The 19,239-nt window shown below is 70.6% G+C and carries 16 protein-coding genes; 1 reads left to right on the top strand and 15 read right to left on the bottom strand.

The features are described 5' to 3' along the window. The 4 genes from Q0C41_RS11470 to Q0C41_RS11455 form a co-directional block, all read right to left on the bottom strand. A partial coding sequence (locus tag Q0C41_RS11470) for a protein kinase (protein ID WP_291983871.1) occupies nt 1-2,299 on the bottom strand: 2,299 nt, incomplete at its 3' end. Next, a complete protein-coding gene (locus Q0C41_RS11465; RefSeq protein WP_291983869.1) occupies nt 2,296-5,163 on the bottom strand; it encodes a protein kinase in 2,868 nt (955 codons plus the stop codon). The genes Q0C41_RS11470 and Q0C41_RS11465, both read right to left, overlap by 4 nt. Nucleotides 5,164-5,229: 66 nt before the next feature. After that, on the bottom strand, nt 5,230-5,496 hold the full coding sequence (locus Q0C41_RS11460) for a hypothetical protein (protein ID WP_291983867.1): 267 nt from the start codon (nt 5,494-5,496) through the stop codon (nt 5,230-5,232). Nucleotides 5,497-5,565: 69 nt separating this feature from the next. Beyond that, nucleotides 5,566-6,252, bottom strand: a complete 687-nt coding sequence (locus tag Q0C41_RS11455; protein ID WP_291983865.1) for a histidine phosphatase family protein — start codon at nt 6,250-6,252, stop codon at nt 5,566-5,568. A gap of 92 nt (nt 6,253-6,344) precedes the next feature. Here Q0C41_RS11455 and Q0C41_RS11450 point away from each other — a divergent pair, with 92 nt between their 5' ends. Beyond that, the gene (locus tag Q0C41_RS11450) at nt 6,345-7,193 is read left to right on the top strand and encodes a rhodanese-like domain-containing protein (RefSeq protein ID WP_291983863.1); all 849 of its coding nucleotides are present in this window, start codon (nt 6,345-6,347) and stop codon (nt 7,191-7,193) included. Nucleotides 7,194-7,282: 89 nt separating this feature from the next. Here Q0C41_RS11450 and Q0C41_RS11445 read toward each other — a convergent pair whose 3' ends face one another. The 11 genes from Q0C41_RS11445 to Q0C41_RS11395 all read right to left on the bottom strand — a co-directional run bounded on the left by Q0C41_RS11445 (nt 7,283) and on the right by Q0C41_RS11395 (nt 19,138). Beyond that, nucleotides 7,283-8,077, bottom strand: coding sequence for a PIG-L family deacetylase (locus Q0C41_RS11445; RefSeq protein ID WP_291983861.1), 795 nt, complete (start codon nt 8,075-8,077; stop codon nt 7,283-7,285). A gap of 4 nt (nt 8,078-8,081) precedes the next feature. Further along, entirely contained in the window at nt 8,082-9,119 is a 1,038-nt protein-coding gene (locus Q0C41_RS11440; RefSeq protein WP_291983860.1) for a Gfo/Idh/MocA family oxidoreductase, read from the bottom strand. 157 nt (nt 9,120-9,276) lie between these two features. Then, entirely contained in the window at nt 9,277-10,272 is a 996-nt protein-coding gene (gene meaB, locus Q0C41_RS11435) for a methylmalonyl Co-A mutase-associated GTPase MeaB (protein WP_291983857.1), read from the bottom strand. 52 nt (nt 10,273-10,324) lie between these two features. Next, nucleotides 10,325-12,502, bottom strand: coding sequence for a methylmalonyl-CoA mutase (gene scpA, locus Q0C41_RS11430; RefSeq protein ID WP_291983855.1), 2,178 nt, complete (start codon nt 12,500-12,502; stop codon nt 10,325-10,327). Next, nucleotides 12,499-13,950, bottom strand: coding sequence for a methylmalonyl-CoA mutase family protein (locus Q0C41_RS11425; protein WP_291983854.1), 1,452 nt, complete (start codon nt 13,948-13,950; stop codon nt 12,499-12,501). The genes scpA and Q0C41_RS11425 overlap by 4 nt, the downstream gene beginning before the upstream one ends. Then, a complete protein-coding gene (locus Q0C41_RS11420) occupies nt 13,943-14,410 on the bottom strand; it encodes a VOC family protein (protein ID WP_291983851.1) in 468 nt (155 codons plus the stop codon). The genes Q0C41_RS11425 and Q0C41_RS11420 overlap by 8 nt, the downstream gene beginning before the upstream one ends. Next, nucleotides 14,410-14,790, bottom strand: coding sequence for a biotin/lipoyl-containing protein (locus Q0C41_RS11415; RefSeq protein WP_291983849.1), 381 nt, complete (start codon nt 14,788-14,790; stop codon nt 14,410-14,412). The genes Q0C41_RS11420 and Q0C41_RS11415 overlap by 1 nt, the downstream gene beginning before the upstream one ends. Nucleotides 14,791-14,833: 43 nt before the next feature. After that, the gene (locus tag Q0C41_RS11410; protein WP_291983847.1) at nt 14,834-15,223 is read right to left on the bottom strand and encodes a hypothetical protein; all 390 of its coding nucleotides are present in this window, start codon (nt 15,221-15,223) and stop codon (nt 14,834-14,836) included. A 50-nt stretch (nt 15,224-15,273) separates the two neighbouring features. Further along, a complete protein-coding gene (locus Q0C41_RS11405; RefSeq protein ID WP_291983845.1) occupies nt 15,274-16,833 on the bottom strand; it encodes a carboxyl transferase domain-containing protein in 1,560 nt (519 codons plus the stop codon). Nucleotides 16,834-16,928: 95 nt separating this feature from the next. Next, nucleotides 16,929-18,431 (bottom strand): methylmalonyl-CoA carboxytransferase subunit 5S, encoded by a 1,503-nt coding sequence (locus Q0C41_RS11400; protein WP_291983843.1) that lies wholly within the window; start codon nt 18,429-18,431, stop codon nt 16,929-16,931. A gap of 5 nt (nt 18,432-18,436) precedes the next feature. Continuing rightward, the gene (locus Q0C41_RS11395) at nt 18,437-19,138 is read right to left on the bottom strand and encodes a nucleoside monophosphate kinase (protein WP_291983841.1); all 702 of its coding nucleotides are present in this window, start codon (nt 19,136-19,138) and stop codon (nt 18,437-18,439) included. Between the last annotated feature and the right edge of the window lie 101 nt (nt 19,139-19,239).

Here is a 19,239-nt window from a genome sequence, read left to right as displayed (position 1 = left end):
CCGGGGCCGTGGAGGTGGCGGCCACCGCCCGTGCCTGCGACAGGGCGAGGCCGCGGTTGCCGTACAGCGCGTCGGTCAGCGCCAGCCACGCGCCGTACCCCGAGGCGATCTGCGGAAACTTCTGCACCTCCGCCGCCTCGACCACCTCGGCGAACAACTGACGCGCCTCGTCGAGTCTGCCGTGGAACGCCGCGTCCTGGGCCCGCGCGCCGACCATGTCGAAGCCACGGGCCCGGCTCGTCGCCCACGCCACCTGCTGCTCCGCAGCCGCGTCATCGCCGAGCACTCGCAGCACCTGATACAGCAGCCGTCGCATCGGGACGGTCTCGAGCCGCTGGGCGATGGCCTGCTCGGCGACCACCCGGGCGTCGGCGTACCGCCCTTGCCCACGTCGCGCATGCGCGAGGTTGGAGTAGGGGAACGCGTGGGCGGGATTGCGACGCCGCGCGTCCTCGGCCTGGGCCGCCGCCCCCTCGAAATCGCCGAGCCGGTTCAGCAGCACCGCGAGCGCATTGGGGGCGCGGTAGTCACGCGGGTACGTGCGGCTCCACACCTCGAGCGCTTCCCTCGCCTGCAGCTGATCGCCCGTGACGCGGTCGTGGTACTGGTACGTGATGAAGAAGCGTTCGCGTTCGCTGACGCGCAAGCGCTTCTCGTAGGCGAGCCTGGCGTACTCCTCGCTGCGGCCGGTCTCGCCGAGGCCGCCGTACGCACTGGACAGCGTGGTGTAGGCCAGCGCGAAGCCCGGATCGGCGCGAATGGCACGTTCCAGCCAGCGGATGCCCTCCATCTCCTGGCCGGAGGCCCGGCGCGCCGCCGCCTCCGTGTAGGCCTTGAGGGCCTCCAGCGACGGTGTCGTCGCCGCTTCGATCGGCACGTTGTGCGCCGACAGCGTGGTGCGCGGTTCACCGAGCGCGGTGCGCACCGACGCCGTCAGCTCGCCGAGCACCCGCAGCACGTCTTCCTTGCGCTGCACCTCTCGCTGCTCGCGAGCGATGGTCGTGCCGTTCTCGCAATCGGTCGCCACCAGCGCGATGGCCATGCTGCGCCCGACCGACGAGACACTGCCCTCGAGCATCGCCTGCACCCCGAGCCGCTGGCAGAGCTCCGCCGCCACGTCGTGCGTCAGCGCCGAATCCGTCTGGCGCCCCATCATCTGGAGTCCGTCGCGCAGTCGTTCATCCGACACGAGATCGAGATACGGAGATTGCCCGAGATAGACGCTGACGGCCTGGCGCAACGTGCCCTGGAAATCCGGATCGGGCGTGCCGTTGAGGATGTCGCTCAGCAGCACGGTGTTGCGGGGGCGCGCGGCCGCAGGCCCCCCGGGCCGCCAGCCCAGCCACCAGGCCAGCACGCCGGCGCCGGCCAGCACGACGCACACGCCGGCGATGGCGGCGAGACGCGACCATGCGCCGGGCCGCCACCGACTCGAGGCGTGACGACGGACGTCGCGCAGCGCATCGAGCAGGTCCTGCGCGGAGCCGTGCCGCTGATGGGGATCCTTGGCGAGCGCCCGGTCGATGAGCGCTGCCAGGGGTGACGGCACACGACGGTTGAGGCGACGCACCGGCGTCGGCGTCGATGTCAGGATCGCCTTGGCCAGCTCGGGCGCCGTGGCGCCGCCAAACGGCCGCACGCCCGTGGTCATCTCGTACACGACCACGCCTGTCGCGAAGACATCGCTGGCCGCGACCGGTGGATGGCCGGCCACCTGCTCGGGTGACAGGTACGGATCGCCCTCCAGGGGCGCGCCGTCGGGCGCCGACGTCTCGATGTCCACGGCCGTCGTCGCGAAGGCGCCAAGGTCGGGCGCGGAGGCGGACGCGTCCACCACGGCCGTCCCGAGTCCCAGCAGCTTGACGTGGCCGTCGGCGGTCACACGGACGTGGCTCGGCCGCACGTGCCCATGCACGAGCCCGCGCCGGTGCACGGCGCACAGGGCGCCGGTGAGCTGGGTGGCGAGCTCGAGGGCGCGGTCCACCGTGACCGGTCCCTCGGTCAGCAGTTCGTCCAGGCGTCGTCCCGAGAGCAACTCGCGGACGACGTAGGGATGGCCGTCCTCCTCTCCCCAGTTGTGGACGGCACAGATGTGGGGGTGGGTCACCAGCGAGGCGACGTGCGCCTGCCGGCGGAAGCGATCCACCGCCTCCTGCGTCGTGTCCGGAAGCCGACGCAGGATCTGCACGGCGACGGTGCGCTGCAGACGACTGTCGCGCGCGCGCCAGGTCTCGATCGGGCCGTCGCGTCCGATGAGCTCCAGCAACTGGTAGTGCGCGATGTGGGTGGGCGGGGTCACGGCAGTGGGCGACGGGTCAGGCGGTCGTACTCGTCCTGCGCCGCGCGCCGCGGCGGGAAGTCGCTGTCGGCCGCGCGCCACAGGGACAGCGCCATCTCGTACGACGTACGGCTGGCCGTGATGTTCCCCGTGGCGGCTCTGACACGGGCGAGGCCGAGCCAGGCCAGCGGCACCATCGGCGCGTACGGGTCCGTGCCGCGATGCTGGATCAGGCGCTCGTACTCTCCGGCCGCCTGCTCCCACGCCTGCTGGGCCCGATACGCCTCGCCACGCAGATAGAGCGGCACCAGCGCCGCAAGACCGCCGGTTTCCGTCTCACGCGCTGGCTCCAGCGCCGCGACGGCGTCGGCCGCCCGGCCCGCGTGCAAGGCGAGGCCAGCCCGGATGACCGGCCCGAGCACGGTGCGGACGTAGGTCGACTCGGGCGCGTCACGCTCCGCCGTCGCGAGCAGGGCCAGCACCTCGGCCCGTCGCCCCGCCAGGGCCAGGGCGCCCAGCGCCCGGAAGCGGCTCGAGGACGCCGCCGCGTCGGTCCGGGCCGCGAAGGCCATCATGCGCTTGACGCGATCGCCGAGGTCGGGACCTGGACGGCAGATGGCTTCCAGCCAGGCGAGATGCGCCACCTGCCCGGCAGCGTTGCCCGGGAGCCCTCGCGCCAGCGCCAGTTCGGCGGCCTGCCGATAGAGTGACTCGCCCTCGCGCCACCGCCCCTCGAACATCGCGATCTGGCCCTGCGCCGCCATGAGGTCGAACTCGCGCGGTTGCCCGCGTCCCCAGGCCAGCTGCTGTGACGCCGTCGGGTCGCCCGCCATGACGGCCAGCTGGTACAGCAGGCGCCGGGTCGGCATCGTCGCGGCATCGGCGGCCACGCCGTCGGCCGCCGTGCGCCGTGCGTCGTCGTACCGGCCGAGCCCACGGTAGGCCACCACGAGGTTGGAGATGGCGAACGGGTGATTCGGGCTGCGTCGCAGCGCCTCCTGGCCGGCGGCCAGCGCCTTGTCGTACTGTCCGAGCCGGTTGTAGACGACGGCGAGCGCGTTGGCCGGGACGAAATCGCGGGGATAGGCGACCTGCCAGGCCTGCAGGGTCTCGACCACGGCGGCCTGATTGCCGGTCACGCGATCGTGGTACTGGTAGCGGATGAAGAGACGTTCGCGTTCGCTGACGCGATTCTGGTGCGCGTAGGCCTCGCGCGCGTGTTGCTCGCTGCGATCGATCTCCCCCATCACGCCGTACACGGTGCTCAACGTCGCATGCGCCTGGGCGAAATCCGGGTCCAGCGCGATCGCCTGCTTGAAGAAGGCGATCGACTCGAGCTCGCGGCCGCGGCGGCGCTCCTCGAGGCCGAGCGCGTAGGCCTTCAGCGCCGGGAGCGACGGCGTCGTCGCATCGGCCACCGGCGTGTCGAAGCGCGTGATGGATGGCAGCGACTCGCCGAGCTGCGTGCGCATCGTCGAGGCAATGCGACCGAGTTCGACGAGGACGGCCTCGCTGTCGGCGGCTTCGGCCTGGGCCTGCGCGAGCGTTTCGCCCGTGCGACAGTCGGTGGCCGTCACCGTGAGCACGTACTGGCGGCCGAACGGCGCCAGCCCGCCGTCGATCATCGCCTTGACGCCCAGCCGCTGGCAGGTCTCGCGCGCCACGTCGTGCGTCAACCGCTCGTCGGCCGGTCGCCCCATCAGGCGCAGCGTCGCCGCGATGCGGGCATCCGGGACGATGTCGAGGAAGGGCGACTGGCCCAGCTGCACCTTCAGGGCCGTGACGAGCGTGTCGTCGAACACCGGGTTGCCCGTCGTGTTGTCGAACACGCCGACCACGAGGCTGTCGCGGTCGGTGAGCGCGGGCGCGCGCCGCGTATACCAGCCGTAGCCCAGACTCCCGGCCACCAGCAGCAGTGACGCCCCCAGCGCCGCCCAGCGCCCGGCGGCACCGGGTCGGCCAGCCGGACGCGACGGACCGACGAGCGCGCGAGGCGTGGCGCCGCTCGGCGCGTCGGCCCGCGAGAGATCGGCCAGCAGGTCGCTGGCACGCTGGTAGCGCGTCGCCGGATCGGAGGCCAGCAACTTGACGATGATGGCGTCGAGCGCACGGGGCACCTCCGGCTGCAGCGATCGCGGCGGCACGAACACGCCGTGCGTGATCTTGCCGAGCACCTGCGCGATGTCATCGCCCTCGAAGGCGCGCCGACCGGTCGCCATCTCGTAGAGCACGCTCCCGAGCGAGAAGAGATCCGTGCGGGCATCGAGCGCGCCGCCACTGGCCTGCTCGGGCGACATGTAGAACACGGTGCCCATCGCCATGCCCGTCTGGGTGAGATGCAGCGGACGCGCGCCAGAGGCCGCGGTGGCGCTGGTGGCCACGGGACCGGACGCCGGGGCGCCGACCATGTCCTCGCCGGTGAGCCGCGCGAGCCCGAAGTCGAGCACCTTGACGTGGTCGCCGTCGGTGACGAAGAGATTGGCCGGCTTGATGTCGCGGTGGATGATGCCGCGGCGATGGGCCGCATCGAGGGCATCGGCCACCGGGCGGGCGAGGTGCACGACGCGCCACGGCGGCATCGGCCCCTCCTCGATCAGTTCGCGGACGGTGACGCCCTCGAGTCGCTCCATGACGATGAAGGCCTGGCCGTCGTGCTCGCCGAGCTCATGTATGGTGCAGATGTGCGGGTGCTGGAGGGCGGAGGCCAGGCGGGCCTCGCGCCGGAATCGGCTCAGCCATTCCTTCGACGCGGCGGCCTCGGGGTGGAGGATCTTGATCGCGACCTCGCGCCGCAGGCGCGTATCTTCGGCGCGGTAGACCTCGCCCATGCCACCCACCCCGAGCAGGCCGAGGAGGCGATAGTGCGACAGGTAGGATGCAACCATGGGGGCCAGGCACGCGTGTGCGTGCGCTGCCGCGAACGGCGGTGATTGTACAGCAGCCGACCGGCGTCAGCCTGCCGCGAGCCGAGGGCGTGTGCCGGCCTCCGACGACAGCGCATGGCGCACGTGGGCGAGCGGCGTGGTCGGGGTGAACGGCTTGCGCAGCAGGACGACCAGCGGTCGCGTGTCGGCGGTGGCATGCGCGGCCGGCGTGGCCGGCGGCGCATGCCCCTGGGCGGTCGCATGCACGCCTGTCCACACGCCGAGAACCACGCATGCCGCCGTGAGGCCCACGACGGCTCGTGGGCGGTGACCGGACGCGAAGGTCAGCAGCACGCCCCGACTGTACGCGCGGGGCGGGGGACCGCAAGCCGCGCCCTGCCACCCTCAAGCGGTCGCCGCCGGTCAGGGACGCGAGGTCAGGGCCCCGTCCCACCAGCGCGAGAGATTGCCCTGCGGCGAGCGCTGGTGATGGGCGTAGTGCGACGTGTCGTTGAACAGCATCAGGCGGGCGCGCACGGCATCGCGGAAGTCGAGCACGTTGAGGCAGGCTGGCGCCTGATCGAGGCGGTCACGGTAGCCGCGCGCATCGAAGCCGAGCAGGCTGCTCAGCAGGATGCGGATGGTGGCCTTGTGCGAGATCACGGCCACGCACTCGCCGTGATGGCGGGTGACGATCTCGCGGATGACGGGCAGCGCGCGGGCCAGCACCGCCACGCCCGACTCGCCGCCCTCGGGCGCGAACGTGAACGGGTCTTCTTCCCACGCCGCGTACTCGTCGCCGAACTGCGCCTCGACCTCGGCCCGCGTCAGTCCCTCCCAGCGGCCGTGACTGATCTCGGCGAGGCCGTCACGCGTGATGGGCTCGAGGCCGAACGTCTTGCCGATGATGGTGGCGGTCTCGATGGTGCGCGACAGCGGGCTGCTGTAGATGGCCGAGACCGGATCGTGCCGCAGTCGCTCGCCGAGCTTCGCGGCCTGCCAGCGGCCCTCATCGGACAGGTCCACCCCGACCGCGCCCGAGAAGCGGTTCTCGGCGGTCAGCTGCGTGGCCCCGTGACGCACGAGGAAGAGGCGTGTGGTCGTAGACACGCGGACATCTTACTGCCGGAACGAGGCGCCGCCGCTGACGGCCGGCTCGGAGAGCCGGCCCTGCCCGACGCCACTGCCGATACCATTGACGCATGCAACTCGACCCGTCGTACGACCGGAAGGTCAGGCAGGTGGCAGGCGCCGACGCCGTCGCGCTCGTGGAGACAGGCATCCGGGTGCTGGACGTGCGCACGCCGGGCGAGTTCAGCGGCCTCGGCCACATTCCCGGCGCCACGCTGTTGCCGGTGCAGCTCATCGCCAGCGCACCTGCCGTGCTGGGCGACGTCGACACGCCCGTGCTGGTGACGTGCGAGCACGCGGTGCGCAGCAAGGTCGCGACGCGCCTGCTCGCGCAGGCCGGCTTCACGCAGGTGTACGAGCTCGCCCACGGCATGGCGCTGTGGGACGGGCCGCGCGCGCATGAGTCACAGGCGATGACCGGGCCGTCCCCCTGGCTGTTCGAGTGCGGGGACCTGATTCCGCGCAGCGGCCGGGCGCTCGACGTCGCCTGCGGGCGCGGCCGGCACGCCCTGCTGCTGGCGTCGACTGGCCTCGACGTCACCGCGATCGACCGCGACGCCGACGCCCTCGCCCGCCTCCAGGATCAGGCCGATCGCCTGGGCCTTGCCGTCCAGACCCGGGTCACCGACCTCGAAACCAGCGACGTCGACCTCGGGGAGCCCGGGTACGACCTCGTCCTCGTGACCAGGTATCTGCACCGGCCACTGATGCCGCACCTGCTGCTGTCGCTGGCACCGGGAGGCGTGCTGCTCTACGAGACCTTCCTGACGCGGCAGGCCGAGACCGGCCATCCGAAGAACCCCGCGTTCCTGCTGGCGCCAGGCGAACTGCTCGACCTGGTACGACCGCTGGAGGTGCTGCGCCAGTTCGAGGGCGAGTTCGACGGCCACTGGATCGCGGCCGTCGCGGCCCGGCGATAAGCCGTCACGGCCCGCTCGGCGAGCGGGCCCTCCCCCACCTGTAGCCGTCGACCTTCAGGTCGACGGTCAGTGATCTCGCGCGGAACCCGTCATGGCAGGGTCTTGACGAGGCGCCGGCCGAGCGCCGAGGTCAGGACGTCGTCCTTCGGGAAGGCGTGCCCCCGATACGGCACGAATCCTTCGGCATGCGTCACGGACCGCTTGCCGAACGCGCGTGCCCGCTCGGCGCCGACCCGGCGCATCCAGTGGAGATACTCGTCCTCGCCGTGCTGTTCGTGCAGCCACGCGCGCTGCGAGGCATGGGCGGCCAGCATCGCCGCCTTGCGCTCCAGCACCGCCGAGATGTCGACAACGACGTGCGCGGCGGCGCGGGTGCCGTCGGGCGTGGCCAGGTCGATGGGATCGGCGTACAGGAGCGACGGCAGCGCCGCGCAGGGCGGCGCTGCGCGGCGCGCGCGGGTCCCCACGGGTGGCAGCGCCTTCCAGTTGGGGATGGTCGATCCGAAGGCGGCGTCGCGCGCCAGGTACGACGTCTGCTCGTGGTCGGCCATGTAGTCGACCGGCGGATGGGTGATGAGCACGTCGGGCCGCACCGCGCGCAGCAATCCGGTGACGATGCGCTTCTGGCGCTCGGTGTGCGCGATCGTCAGGTCCTCGATGCCGAGGCAGGTGTAGCCGGCGCCGAGCAGGGCGGCCGAGGCCGCCGCTTCCTTGCGGCGGACGCGCGCGATGGCCGCGGCCGACAGGGTGGACGACCCGAGGTCGCCAGCCGTCATCGTGGCCAGGTGCACGTCCCATCCCGCGTCCTTGAGCAGGAGGAGCGTGCCCGCGCAGGTGATCTCGATGTCGTCGGGATGCGCCATCAGCGCGAGCACGCGTGGCATGGCGCTACGCGAGCTCCGACAGCGTCACCGGCACGCCGCGCTGCACCGACAGGTCGGCCGCATAGGCGACGCGGTGGCTCTCGAGGGCCGTGTCGAAGTCGGTCAGCGGCATGGTGGTGCCCGCCAGCGTGCTGTCCACGAAGGCCTGGAACTGCGGCTGGTACGGGTGATCGCTGACGTCGCCCGAGTCGATCGGATGCGTCGCGAGCTCGCTCCACCGCGTCTTGATCATCCCCGGCAGCCTGGTCGTGTGCAGCTTGGTGTCGAGCAGCGTCCCGTGGCTGCCGACCAGGTGCGAGTGGAAGTAGTAGGGCTGCAGGCAGTCGATGCACGAGGTGACCTTGCCGACCTGCCCCCCGGCGAACTTGAGCAGGCTGATCGTCGTGGTCGGGTACTCGTACGGCGTGAAGTGCTCGCTCGACGACGTCGTCCCGTAGGCCGTCACTTCCTCGACGGGCGAGGACATCAGCATCAGCAGGATGTCCATGGCGTGGATGCCGGCCGTCAGCAGGCTCGACGCGCCCATGTCCTTCTTGATGTTCCAGCCGTACTGGCCGTACCACGGCCCGATGCCATGGTAGTAGTCGACCTCACCGAAGTGCAGGTCGCCGAGCAGCCCCTGCTCCACCACCGACCGGGTCAGCGTGAACTGGGCGCTGTAGCGCACCTCGAGGCACACCATCGCCTTGACGCCGTTGGCCCGAATCGCCGCCTGCACCCGCCGTGCGTCCTCCCACGACAGGGCGATCGGCTTCTCGATGATCAGGTGCTTGCCGGCGTTGGCCGCGGCGATCGCCTGCTCGGCGTGATAGGGATGCGGCGTGCAGATGTCGATGGCATCGATGTCGGGATCGGCCAGCATGTCGGCGTAGTCGCGATAGGCCTTGAGCGGCTGCCCGTACTGCGCCTGCAGGGCCGCGGGCGTGAGTTCCCGCCGCGAGCACACGGCAGTCACGCTCGCGCCCGTCACGTGCTTGAACGTCTCGATGTGCGCCTCGGCCACCCAGCCGAGGCCGACGATCCCGATCTTCAATTCACTCATTGGTTGCGAGGCTCCGATGGCGCGGGCGACGGCCTGCCGCCCGCGCGCTACAGCCTACAACGGGAATGCCGCCATGCCGCGAGGCTGGAATGCCGGATCTGGAACGCCGGACGATTGTCCGGAATCGGGGCGAATGCCGCCGACCAGACAGGCGCGTCTACGGGCGGAAGCGGCCCAGCAGCTCGCGGGCGGCGGCAAACGCCGTGGTGTGGCCCTCGCCGACGGCCGACTCCAGCACCGGCAGGGCCGCGGCGACGGCCGGGTCGGCGCGGAAGGCCCGCTGCAACCCCTCCGTCACGAGCTCGCGCATCCAGGCCAGGGCCTGCTGCCGACGACGCAGCGCGAACTGACCGGCGGCGTCCATGTGGGCACGATGGGCGATGACGACGTCCCACAGGCCAGCGATGCCGTCGTGCGTGATCGCCGAGCAGGTCACGACCGGCGGCATCCAGCCATCGGCCGGCGCCGGAAACAGGTGCAGCGCCGCGCGATACTCCCCGCGGGCCCGCTCGGCGCGCGCCTTGGTCTCGCCATCGGCCTTGTTGATGGCGATGGCATCGACCATCTCGATGATGCCGCGCTTGATGCCCTGCAGTTCGTCGCCCGCCCCGGGCAGCATCAGCAGCAGGAAGAAGTCGGTCATCGACCGCACGGCCGTCTCCGACTGCCCGACGCCGACCGTCTCGACGAGAATCGTGCCGAAGCCGGCGGCCTCGCAGAGGAGGATCGTCTCGCGCGTGCGCCGCGCCACGCCGCCGAGGAAGCCGCGCGACGGCGACGGCCGGATGTAGGCCGCCTCTTCGAGGGACAGGCGCTCCATCCGCGTCTTGTCGCCGAGGATGCTGCCGCCAGAAATCGGACTGGAGGGATCGACGCTCAGGACCGCGACGCGCTCGCCGCGGTCCCGCACGAGGTGCATGCCGAGCGTGTCGATGAAGGTGCTCTTGCCGACGCCGGGGACGCCGGTGATGCCGACGCGCAGCGATCGACCGGCGTGCGGCAGCACCGCGTCGAGCAGCGCGGCGGCCGGCTCGGCATCGGCGGGGCGCTCGCTCTCGACGAGCGTGATGGCGCGCGCGAGCACCGCGCGATCCCCGCGCAACACGCCATCGACGTACGCGCCGACCGTGAGCCGCCCGCGCGCGGAGGTCACGATGCGTGCCCTGAGCGACGTCGGGGCCGCAGGCCGCGGCGGAGTCGAAGGCTCATGCGGCGCGGGTACTGCCGAGCGCCTCGAGGATCTGCTGGGCGCACAGCGGGATCACGCTGCCGGGACCGAACACGGCCGTGACGCCGGCCTCGTGCAGGAACGCGTAGTCCTGCGGCGGGACGACGCCGCCGACCACCACGAGGATGTCGCCGCGCCCCAGTTCGCGCAGGGCGGCGATGACGTCGGGCACCAGGGTCTTGTGTCCCCCCGCCAGGCTGGACACACCGAGGACGTGCACGTCGTTCTCCACCGCCATGCGGGCGGCCTCCCGCGGCGTCTGGAACAGCGGCCCGACGTCGACGTCGAACCCGAGGTCGGCAAACGCCGTGGCGATCACCTTGGCGCCGCGGTCATGACCGTCCTGCCCGAGCTTGGCCACCAGGATGCGCGCCCGCCGCCCCTCGTCGGTCGCGAAACGCTCGGCCATCGCCCGCGCCTTCTGGAACTCCGGGTCCTGCTCGCTCTCGGACGAGTACACGCCGGAGATCGTACGACTGACGGCCTGATAGCGTCCGAAGACCTTCTCGAGGGCATCCGAGATCTCGCCGAGGGTCGCCCGCACGCGCGCCGCCTCGACCGCCAGCGCGAGCAGATTGCCCGTGCCGGCGCTGGCCGCCTCGACCAGGGCCTCGAGCGCCCGCGTGACCGCGGCGCCATCACGCGCCGCCCGCACCTGCGCCAGCCGGCGCAACTGCGACTCCCGCACGGCCTTGTTGTCCACCTCGAGCACGTCGATGGGCGTCTCGTGATCGAGCCGGTACTTGTTGATGCCGACGAGGACTTCGCGTCCGGCATCGATCCGCGCCTGCCGTCGGGCCGCGGCTTCCTCGATGCGCATCTTCGGCAGGCCGGTCTCGATGGCCCTGGCCATGCCACCGAGGCTCTCGACCTCCTGGATGTGCGCCCAGGCCTTCTGCATCAGCTCGTGCGTGAGGCGCTCCACATAGAAGCTGCCCGCCCACGGGTCGACGACCTTCGTGATGCCGGTCTCCTCCTGGAGATAGATCTGCGTGTTGCGGGCGATGCGCGCCGAGAAATCCGTCGGCAGGGCAATCGCCTCGTCGAGCGCGTTGGTGTGCAGCGACTGGGTGTGGCCGAGCGCAGCCGCCATCGCCTCGACGCACGTGCGCGTGACGTTGTTGAAGACGTCCTGCGCCGTCAGGCTCCAGCCCGAGGTCTGCGAGTGGGTGCGCAGCGCCATCGACTTCGGGTTCTTCGGCTGGAAGTCCTTCACGAGCCGCGCCCACAGCGCGCGGGCCGCGCGCAGCTTGGCGATCTCCATGAAATGGTTCATGCCAATCGCCCAGAAAAAACTCAGGCGCGGCGCGAACTCGTCGATGTCCAGGCCGGCCGCGATGCCGGTCCGGATGTACTCGAGCCCGTCGGCCAACGTGTACCCGAGCTCGATGTCGGCCGTCGCCCCGGCCTCCTGCATGTGGTAGCCGCTGATCGAGATGCAGTTGAAGTGCGGCATCTGCTCCGAGCAGAAGCGGAAGATGTCGCCGATGATCCGCATCGAGGGCGCCGGGCCGTAGATGTACGTGTTGCGGACCATGAATTCCTTGAGGATGTCGTTCTGGATCGTGCCGGTGAGCTGCCCGGGCGTCACGCCCTGCTCCTCCGCGGCGACGATGTAGAACGCCATGATCGGCAGCACGGCGCCGTTCATGGTCATGGAGACCGACATCTGGTCGAGCGGGATCTGGTCGAAGAGGATCTTCATGTCCTCGACCGAGTCGATGGCCACGCCGGCCTTGCCGACGTCGCCGACGACGCGCTCGTTGTCGGAGTCGTAGCCGCGGTGCGTGGCGAGGTCGAAGGCGACCGACAGCCCCTTCTGTCCGGCGGCCAGATTGCGCCGGTAGAACGCGTTGGACTCCTCGGCCGTCGAGAAGCCGGCGTACTGCCGGATCGTCCACGGCTGCATCGCGTACATCGTCGAGTACGGGCCGCGCAGATAGGGCGGGATGCCGGCGGCGTAGTCGAGATGCTCGAGATCCGCGAGGTCGTCGGCGGTGTAGGCCGGCTTCACCGCGATGTGCTCGGCGGTCATCCACGGCGCGGCGGGAGCGGTCCCGCCGACCTGAAGGTCGGCGGCTACACCTTCGTGACGTAGGCGTCGACCTTCAGGTCGACGCGCATACGTGATCTTCGAGAAGTCTGGCCGGCTCATGACGTCATCCCCAGGCGGTCCTGCCACTGCGTCAGCACCTGCACGGCATCGCTCTGGACGTGCACGAACCCCTGCACACCCGCGGCCGTGAGCGCTTCGATGTGATCCTTTGGATGGCCCGCGACGAGCACCGGCACCGACACGGCCGGCACGACCGCCGCGGCGAGGGCGAGGTACTCGGCATCCGCACTGCACAGGACGAGCAGGTCGGCCGACGTCGGCAGCGCCTCGCCCTGCGTGACGGCGAAGCCGGCGCAGCCGAAGAAGTTCAGGCAGAAATTGGCCCTGGCGCCGCGCATCCTGACGTCGCCGCGCGTCAGCAGATGCACGACCGGCGCGCGGCCGATGCGGGCCGCATGGCGGGCGCTGCGCGCGCGCATCGCCTCGAACGGCGCGGCCAGGGCCAGGGGCGTCAGCGGACCGTCGCCCTCGGGCTCCGGAAACGGGCCAGCCGCCGGCGTCGTCGCCGTCAGGTCGGGATAGTTGTTGCTGCCGACCAAAGTCCGTCGTCGCGACGAGACCGCCTTCTCGCGGGAGGCGCGCGCCGACGCCATCGCGGCGTCGAGCTGGCCGGCCCTGACGGCGGCCGCGTGGCCGCCTGCCGCCTCGATGGCCTGGACCTGCGTCCACGCCTCGCGGGCGAGCGCGTCGGTGACGGCCTCGATGTAGTACGCCCCGCCTGCGGGGTCGGCGACGGCGTCCAGGCGTGCCTCCTCGGCGAGGATGCGCTGGACGTTGATGGCGAGGTGGGGCTCGTAGCCCTGCGGCTCGACCAGCAGGGTGTCGGCGCCGCCGATGGCCGCGGCCATCGCCTCGGTGGTGGCGCGCAGCAGGTTCGTGTAGGGATCCCAGGTGCCCTTGTTCGACCGCGCCGTCCGCACGTGCAGCCGCATCGCCCCTGTCGCGGGCGAGGCGGGCCCGAAGGCACCGACGGCCGCGGCCCAGAGCCCGCGGGCGGCCCGCAACTTGGCGATCTCGAGGAAGTAGGTCGATCCCACGGCGAAGACGAACGCGATCGAGGCGGCCGGCCCGTCCACGGGCGTGCCGTCCGCCGTGGCACCGGCGAGACGATCGACGCCCTCGGCGATGGCCCACGCGAGTTCCTGCACGGCGGTCGCGCCGGCGTCGTGCAGAAGGTCGGCGCGAATGGCGTCGGTCGGCCAGGCGGCCTCCTCGACGGCCTGCCAGGGGCTGGCATCACCGCGCACCGAGGGCAGCGCGCCGGGCACGGCCATCACCTGGGCGTCGAGCCCGTCGAGATCCTCGCGCCGATAGAACGGCTTGATCGCGATCCCTTCGTCGGTGCGCCAGATCAGGCGCTTGTCGTAGTCGGCGCCCTTGAGATCCTTGCGGGCGAGGGCATCCCAGTCGGCGGTGGCCACTGGCGGAAACGATGCCCGCAGGGCCAGCGGTGGCATGCCTGGCGTGTCCTCGGCGGCATCAGCCATGGTGGAGTCCCTCCTGCACGACTTCGAGGATGTAGCCGAATGCCGCGTGCTCGGTGGTCTTGGGATGGACGAAGAACACCGTCGTCCCACGCGACCCCTTGCGGGGCGCCGCATCGATGATCTTGAACCCCTTGGCCTTGAGATCGTCGAAGGCGGCCTGGATGTCGGTGACGCGCAGCGCGACGTGCGCCAGGCCACCGCGACCGCCGTTCTTCTCGATCTGCTTCGCGACCGGCGAGTCCGGCGTGAGGGGCTCGAGCAGTTGCACGAGGTTCGGTCCATCGCCCACCTGCAGCAGCACTTCGCGCACCTGGTCGGTGCCGAGCACCTCCTCGCGATGGACCTCGCTGAAGCCGAGCGCCCGATACGCCTGCACGTGCGCCTCGAGTTCGCCCGGGAGGACCGCGATGGCGACGTGATCGAAACAGATGAATCCGGGAACCTGCGCCGCGTCCGTCATCAGTCGAGCTCCACGACGACCTGGTTGGCCTTGACGCCGTCACCGGCGTTCACCGTGATCGCCTTGACCCTGCCCTCGATGGGCGCCGTGATGTTGGTCTCCATCTTCATGGCCTCGAGCACGAGCAGGATGTCGCCCGGCTGGATGGCCTGCCCCGGTTGCGCGACGAGGCGCACGACGGTGCCGGTAATCGGGCTGCGACACACCCTGGACTCGTCCACGGGGTCGCTGTCGGTTGGCGCGGCGGGCGCCGTCGGCGCGGCGGGTACGCGCGCCTGCGACGGCATCACCATGAACGCCTGGGGGTGGCGCACCGGCTCCTCGGCCACCTCGACATCCACCTCGTACGTCTTGCTGTCCACCGTGATCTTGAGCTTCACGTCAATGTCCTTCACGCAGGGCCTGCGGGCGGCAGGCGACCGCCTATCTGTGGAGTGTGTGCGACGCCTGCACCGTCACGCGGCCTTGCTGGCCCCACGCCTGCGAGCTGATGAGACGAATCTGCCGCACGTGCGCGCGCTCACCGAGATACGCCGCCACGGCGGCCGCGATGGCCAGGACGACGCCGGGCTCGAGCGCGTCGTCGACGGGCGGAGAGGGTGACGGCCGGTTCGGAGAACCGGCCCTACCCACCTCGTGGGAACCGGCCCTTCCCGCCTCGTGGCTGTCGGCCCGCCCCCCCGCGCGGTCGCCACTCGACCTGGCGGTGATGCCCACCAACGCCTCGAGGGACGCCATGCGCGCCTCGAGCGTGGCGATCGTCTGCTGGAGTGCTGCCAGCGTCGCGTTCAGTTCAGTGTCTGCAGGTGCCATGGTCGCTCTCGGCCATCCTCGGTCGTTCCAGCATTCCGGCATTCCGGCATTCAGAGAGGCATCAACCCATGCTTCTTGGGCGGCCGGAGTTCACGCTTGGTCGACAGATACTCGAGCGCCTGTGCCACATACCGCCGCGTCTGGGCCGGGTCGATCACGTCGTCGACGAGCCGGCGGCCGGCGGCGACGTACGGGTTGGAGAAGGCCTCGCGGTACTGCGCGATCATCTCCTTGCGGCGGGCGGCCTTGTCGGCTCCGGCCTCGCTGATCTCCTTGCGGAAGACGATCTCGGCCGCGCCCTCGGCGCCCATCACGGCCACCTCCGCGGTCGGCCAGGCGAACACCCGATCGGCCCCGAGGTCCTTGCCGCACATCGCGAGGTAGGCCCCCCCGTAGGACTTGCGCAGGATCACCGTGATCTTGGCCACCGTCGCCGCCGAGTAGGCAAACAGCATCTTCGCGCCGTGCCGGATGATGCCGCCCAGTTCCTGCTCGACGCCCGGCAGGAAGCCCGGGACGTCGACGAACGTCACGATCGGGATGTTGAAGGCGTTGCAGAAGCGGATGAACCGTGACGCCTTGTTGGAGGCGTTGATGTCGAGCACGCCGGCCATGGCCGCCGGCTGGTTGGCGACGATGCCCACCGAACGCCCCGTCACGCGGGCGAACCCGACGACGATGTTGGGGGCATAGCCGGACTGCACCTCGAAGAAGTCGGCCGAGTCGACGACCCGGGCGATGACGTTTCGGACGTCGTAGCCCTGCTTGCCATCCACGGGCACGACGTCGAGCAGGGCCGGATCCGGATCGACCCGCACGTCGGGATGGTCGGCGACCGGCGGGTCCTCGAGATTGTTCGAGGGCAGGTAGCTCAGGAGCTTCTGGCACAGCAACATCGCGTGCGTGTCGTCTTCCGCGATGAAGTGCGTGACGCCCGAACTCACCATGTGCGTCTCGGGACCGCCCAGCTGGTCGGGTGTCACGTCTTCCCCGGTCACCTGCTTGATGACCTGCGGCCCGGTGATGAACATCTGCGCCTGGCGCGTCTGGATGATGAAGTCGGTGAGCGCCGGGCTGTAGGCGGCCCCGCCGGCACACGGGCCGCAGATGATCGACACCTGCGGCACGGCGCCCGACAGCATCACGTTCGTGTAGAACACCTTGCCGTAGCCGGAGAGCGAGTCGATGCCCTCCTGGACGCGCGCGCCACCCGAGTCGTTGATGAACACGAACGGCGAGCCGGCCCGCAGCGCGTGCTCCATGCTCTCGGCGACCTTGATCGAGTGCACCTCGCCCGCCGAGCCGCCCGCGACGGTGAAGTCCTGGCTGGCCACGTGCACGAGCCGGCCGCCGATGGACGCCGCGCCCGTCACCACGCCGTCGGCCGGCATGTCCTTGCCCTCCATCCCGAAGAGCGTGGCGCGATGCTTGGCAAAGAGCCCGGTCTCCTGGAAGGAGTGGGAGTCGACCAGCGCGTCGATGCGCTCGCGCGCGGTGAGCTTGCCCGAGGCGCGGTGCTTGTCCAGCTTGTCGGCGCCCCCCCCGAGCATCACTTCCGTGCGGCGGCGCTGCAGTTCCTCGACCTTGGCCTTCATCGTGTCGGCTGACATGTCACGTCTTCTCTGTTTCGGCCTTCGGCATTCGGCCGTGGGCCTTCGGGTTCATGTGCATGCGGCATGCCGGCCTGCCGGCATGGCGGCATTCCCTACGCGGGCGCGACGGTGACCGTGTGCGAGGCGCCGTCGACCGTGACCTGATACGTGATCGTCTCGCGCACGGGCCCGGTGCCCGGGTCGGGTGCCGGCGGCGCGTCGGCCGGCACGGTGACCACCGTGGTACGTCCCAGGTTCTTCGGGCCCTGGTCCCGCGTGCCGAAGAACTTGGGGGCGACCTGCGGGAACATCGCGTAGGTCAGCACGTCCTCGTCGGTGCCGTTGCAGCCCTTCAGCTCCAGCGCCTTGTCACGCAGCTGCTGCCACTCCGGCAGCAGCAGATCGGCGGGGCGCTCGGTGATCACCGGCTTCCTGGCCTGCGCCTCGGCCAGGGCGGTGACCTCGGGGTCGCGCTCGGCGATGGTGTGCCCGTAGTAACCGAGCATCAGATCGGCGAACTCGCCCGTGAGCACCTTGTAGCGCCCCATCATCACGTTGAAGACGGCCTGCGTTCCGACGATCTGGCTCGACGGGGTGACCAGCGGCGGATAGCCGGCGTCCTTGCGCACGCGCGGCACTTCGGCCAGCACCTCGTCCATCTTGTCGCCAGCGCCCTGCTGCTTCAACTGGCTCTCCATGTTGGAGATCATGCCGCCCGGGATCTGGCTCTGGAAGATCTCGGTCTCCACACCGGTGATGTTCGACAGGAACTCGCTGTAGCGGGGACGGACCGTGGCGAAGTACTTCTTCAGCGACAGCAGCCGGCCGCGATCCACCTGGGTGTCGAAGCCCGTGCCATCGAGCATCTCGACGAGACTCTCGGTCGGATTGTGACCAGGGCCCAGGCTGATCGAGCTGATCGCCGTGTCGACACAGTCGGCGCCGGCCTCGATGGCCTTCATCAGGCTCACCATCGTCACGCCCGTCGTCGCATGCACGTGCACGTGGACGCGGATGTCGGCGCCGCACGCCGCCTTGATGCCCGTGACGATGTCGTAGGCGGGCTGCGGCTTGAGCAGGGCCGCCATGTCCTTGATGCAGAGCGAGTCGACGCCGAGGTCGACCAGCTTCTTCGCCATGTCGACGAAGTGCGCCGTGTCGTGCAGCGGGCTGGTCGTGTAGCAGATGGTCCCCTGGGCGTGCTTGCCAGTCCGGCGCACGGCCTCGATGGGGCGCTTCAGGTTGCGGATGTCGTTCAGCGCATCGAAGACACGGAAGACGTCCATGCCATTCTCGGCCGACTTCTCGACGAAGCGGTCGACAACGGAGTCCTCGTAGTGGCGATAGCCGAGCAGGTTCTGGCCGCGCAGCAGCATCTGCAGGCGCGAGTTGGGCATCAGCCGCCGGAACGTGCGGAGCCGCTCCCAGGGGTCTTCGTTGAGAAAGCGGATGCAGGAGTCGTAGGTGGCGCCGCCCCAGCACTCGACCGACCAGAAGCCGGCCTTGTCGAGGTCTTCGCACGCCGGGACCATGTCCTCGATGGCCATGCGCGTGGCCATCAGGCTCTGGTGCGCGTCGCGGAGAATCAGTTCGGTGATGTCGATTGTCTTGGCCATCGGTCTCAGGCGTCCTGTGCGGGGTGACGCGCGGGGGTGACGGGCGGCTGCACCCCGAGCCGCCATCCTATCGTTGTCTCGGCCCGCGCGAACACGTCGTGCGGGGTGCCCGTGGCGTCCACGGTGCGGAGCAGTCCGCGCTGCTGGTAGAAGGCCAGTAGCGCTGGTGTGGTGCGTGCGTAGTGCGCCAGGCGCACCGCGATGGCGGCCGGCACGTCATCGTCGCGCTGGTACAACTGGCCGCCGCAGGCATCGCAGCAGCCGGACCGGCAAGGCGGATGGTGATCCAGGTGGTGGCTGCGGCGACAGGTCCGGCACACACGCCGGCCAGACAGTCGCTCGATGATCACGGCGTCTGGCGCCTGCAGGTAGACCGCCCCGTCCAGCGCCACCGACGCCTCGTCGAGCAGGGCCTCGAGCACCGTGGCCTGCGGGGCGGTGCGGGGGAAGCCGTCGAGCAGGAACCCGTGCGGGCAGGTCAGGCAGTGGACGCGCTCGCGCAGCAGCGCGATGACCATGCCATCGGAGGCCAGTTCGCCCCGCGCGATGCCGGCCAGGGCGGCCTGCATGGCGGGGGACGGCGGCACGTGGCTGGCGGCCGCGGCGCGGAAGAGGTCGCCGGTCGAGAGGTGACAGGCGTCGATGGCGGCTTCGATGAGCGCGGCCTGGGTGCCCTTGCCGACGCCCGGGGGTCCGAGGAGCACCATGCGCCAGGGGCGGCTCGGCGGGACGCCCCCGGGGCGACAGTCGGTCGACGTCCCCGTGAGCCACCCTGTTGCCAGTCCCTGCGCCTGCATCCCGCCTCCGA

The organism is Luteitalea sp., from assembly GCF_022842525.1.
Classification (GTDB): domain Bacteria; phylum Acidobacteriota; class Vicinamibacteria; order Vicinamibacterales; family Vicinamibacteraceae; genus Luteitalea.
The sequence above is the reverse complement of the archived record's forward strand: the minus strand, read 5'-3'. Positions and strand labels throughout refer to the sequence as shown.

What these genes read in the sequence shown, in the direction of transcription:
- Q0C41_RS11420 (WP_291983851.1), bottom strand. Translation starts at nt 14,410, where the DNA reads ATGACGGACGCGGCGCAGGTTCCCGGATTCATCTGTTTCGATCACGTC.
- Q0C41_RS11405 (WP_291983845.1), bottom strand. Translation starts at nt 16,833, where the DNA reads ATGTCAGCCGACACGATGAAGGCCAAGGTCGAGGAACTGCAGCGCCGC.
- Q0C41_RS11395 (WP_291983841.1), bottom strand. Translation starts at nt 19,138, where the DNA reads ATGGTGCTCCTCGGACCCCCGGGCGTCGGCAAGGGCACCCAGGCCGCG.
- Q0C41_RS11400 (WP_291983843.1), bottom strand. Translation starts at nt 18,431, where the DNA reads ATGGCCAAGACAATCGACATCACCGAACTGATTCTCCGCGACGCGCAC.
- Q0C41_RS11450 (WP_291983863.1), top strand. Translation starts at nt 6,345, where the DNA reads ATGCAACTCGACCCGTCGTACGACCGGAAGGTCAGGCAGGTGGCAGGC.
- Q0C41_RS11465 (WP_291983869.1), bottom strand. Translation starts at nt 5,163, where the DNA reads ATGGTTGCATCCTACCTGTCGCACTATCGCCTCCTCGGCCTGCTCGGG.
- Q0C41_RS11440 (WP_291983860.1), bottom strand. Translation starts at nt 9,119, where the DNA reads ATGAGTGAATTGAAGATCGGGATCGTCGGCCTCGGCTGGGTGGCCGAG.
- Q0C41_RS11410 (WP_291983847.1), bottom strand. Translation starts at nt 15,223, where the DNA reads ATGGCACCTGCAGACACTGAACTGAACGCGACGCTGGCAGCACTCCAG.
- scpA (WP_291983855.1), bottom strand. Translation starts at nt 12,502, where the DNA reads ATGAGCCGGCCAGACTTCTCGAAGATCACGTATGCGCGTCGACCTGAA.
- Q0C41_RS11425 (WP_291983854.1), bottom strand. Translation starts at nt 13,950, where the DNA reads ATGGCTGATGCCGCCGAGGACACGCCAGGCATGCCACCGCTGGCCCTG.
- Q0C41_RS11445 (WP_291983861.1), bottom strand. Translation starts at nt 8,077, where the DNA reads ATGCCACGCGTGCTCGCGCTGATGGCGCATCCCGACGACATCGAGATC.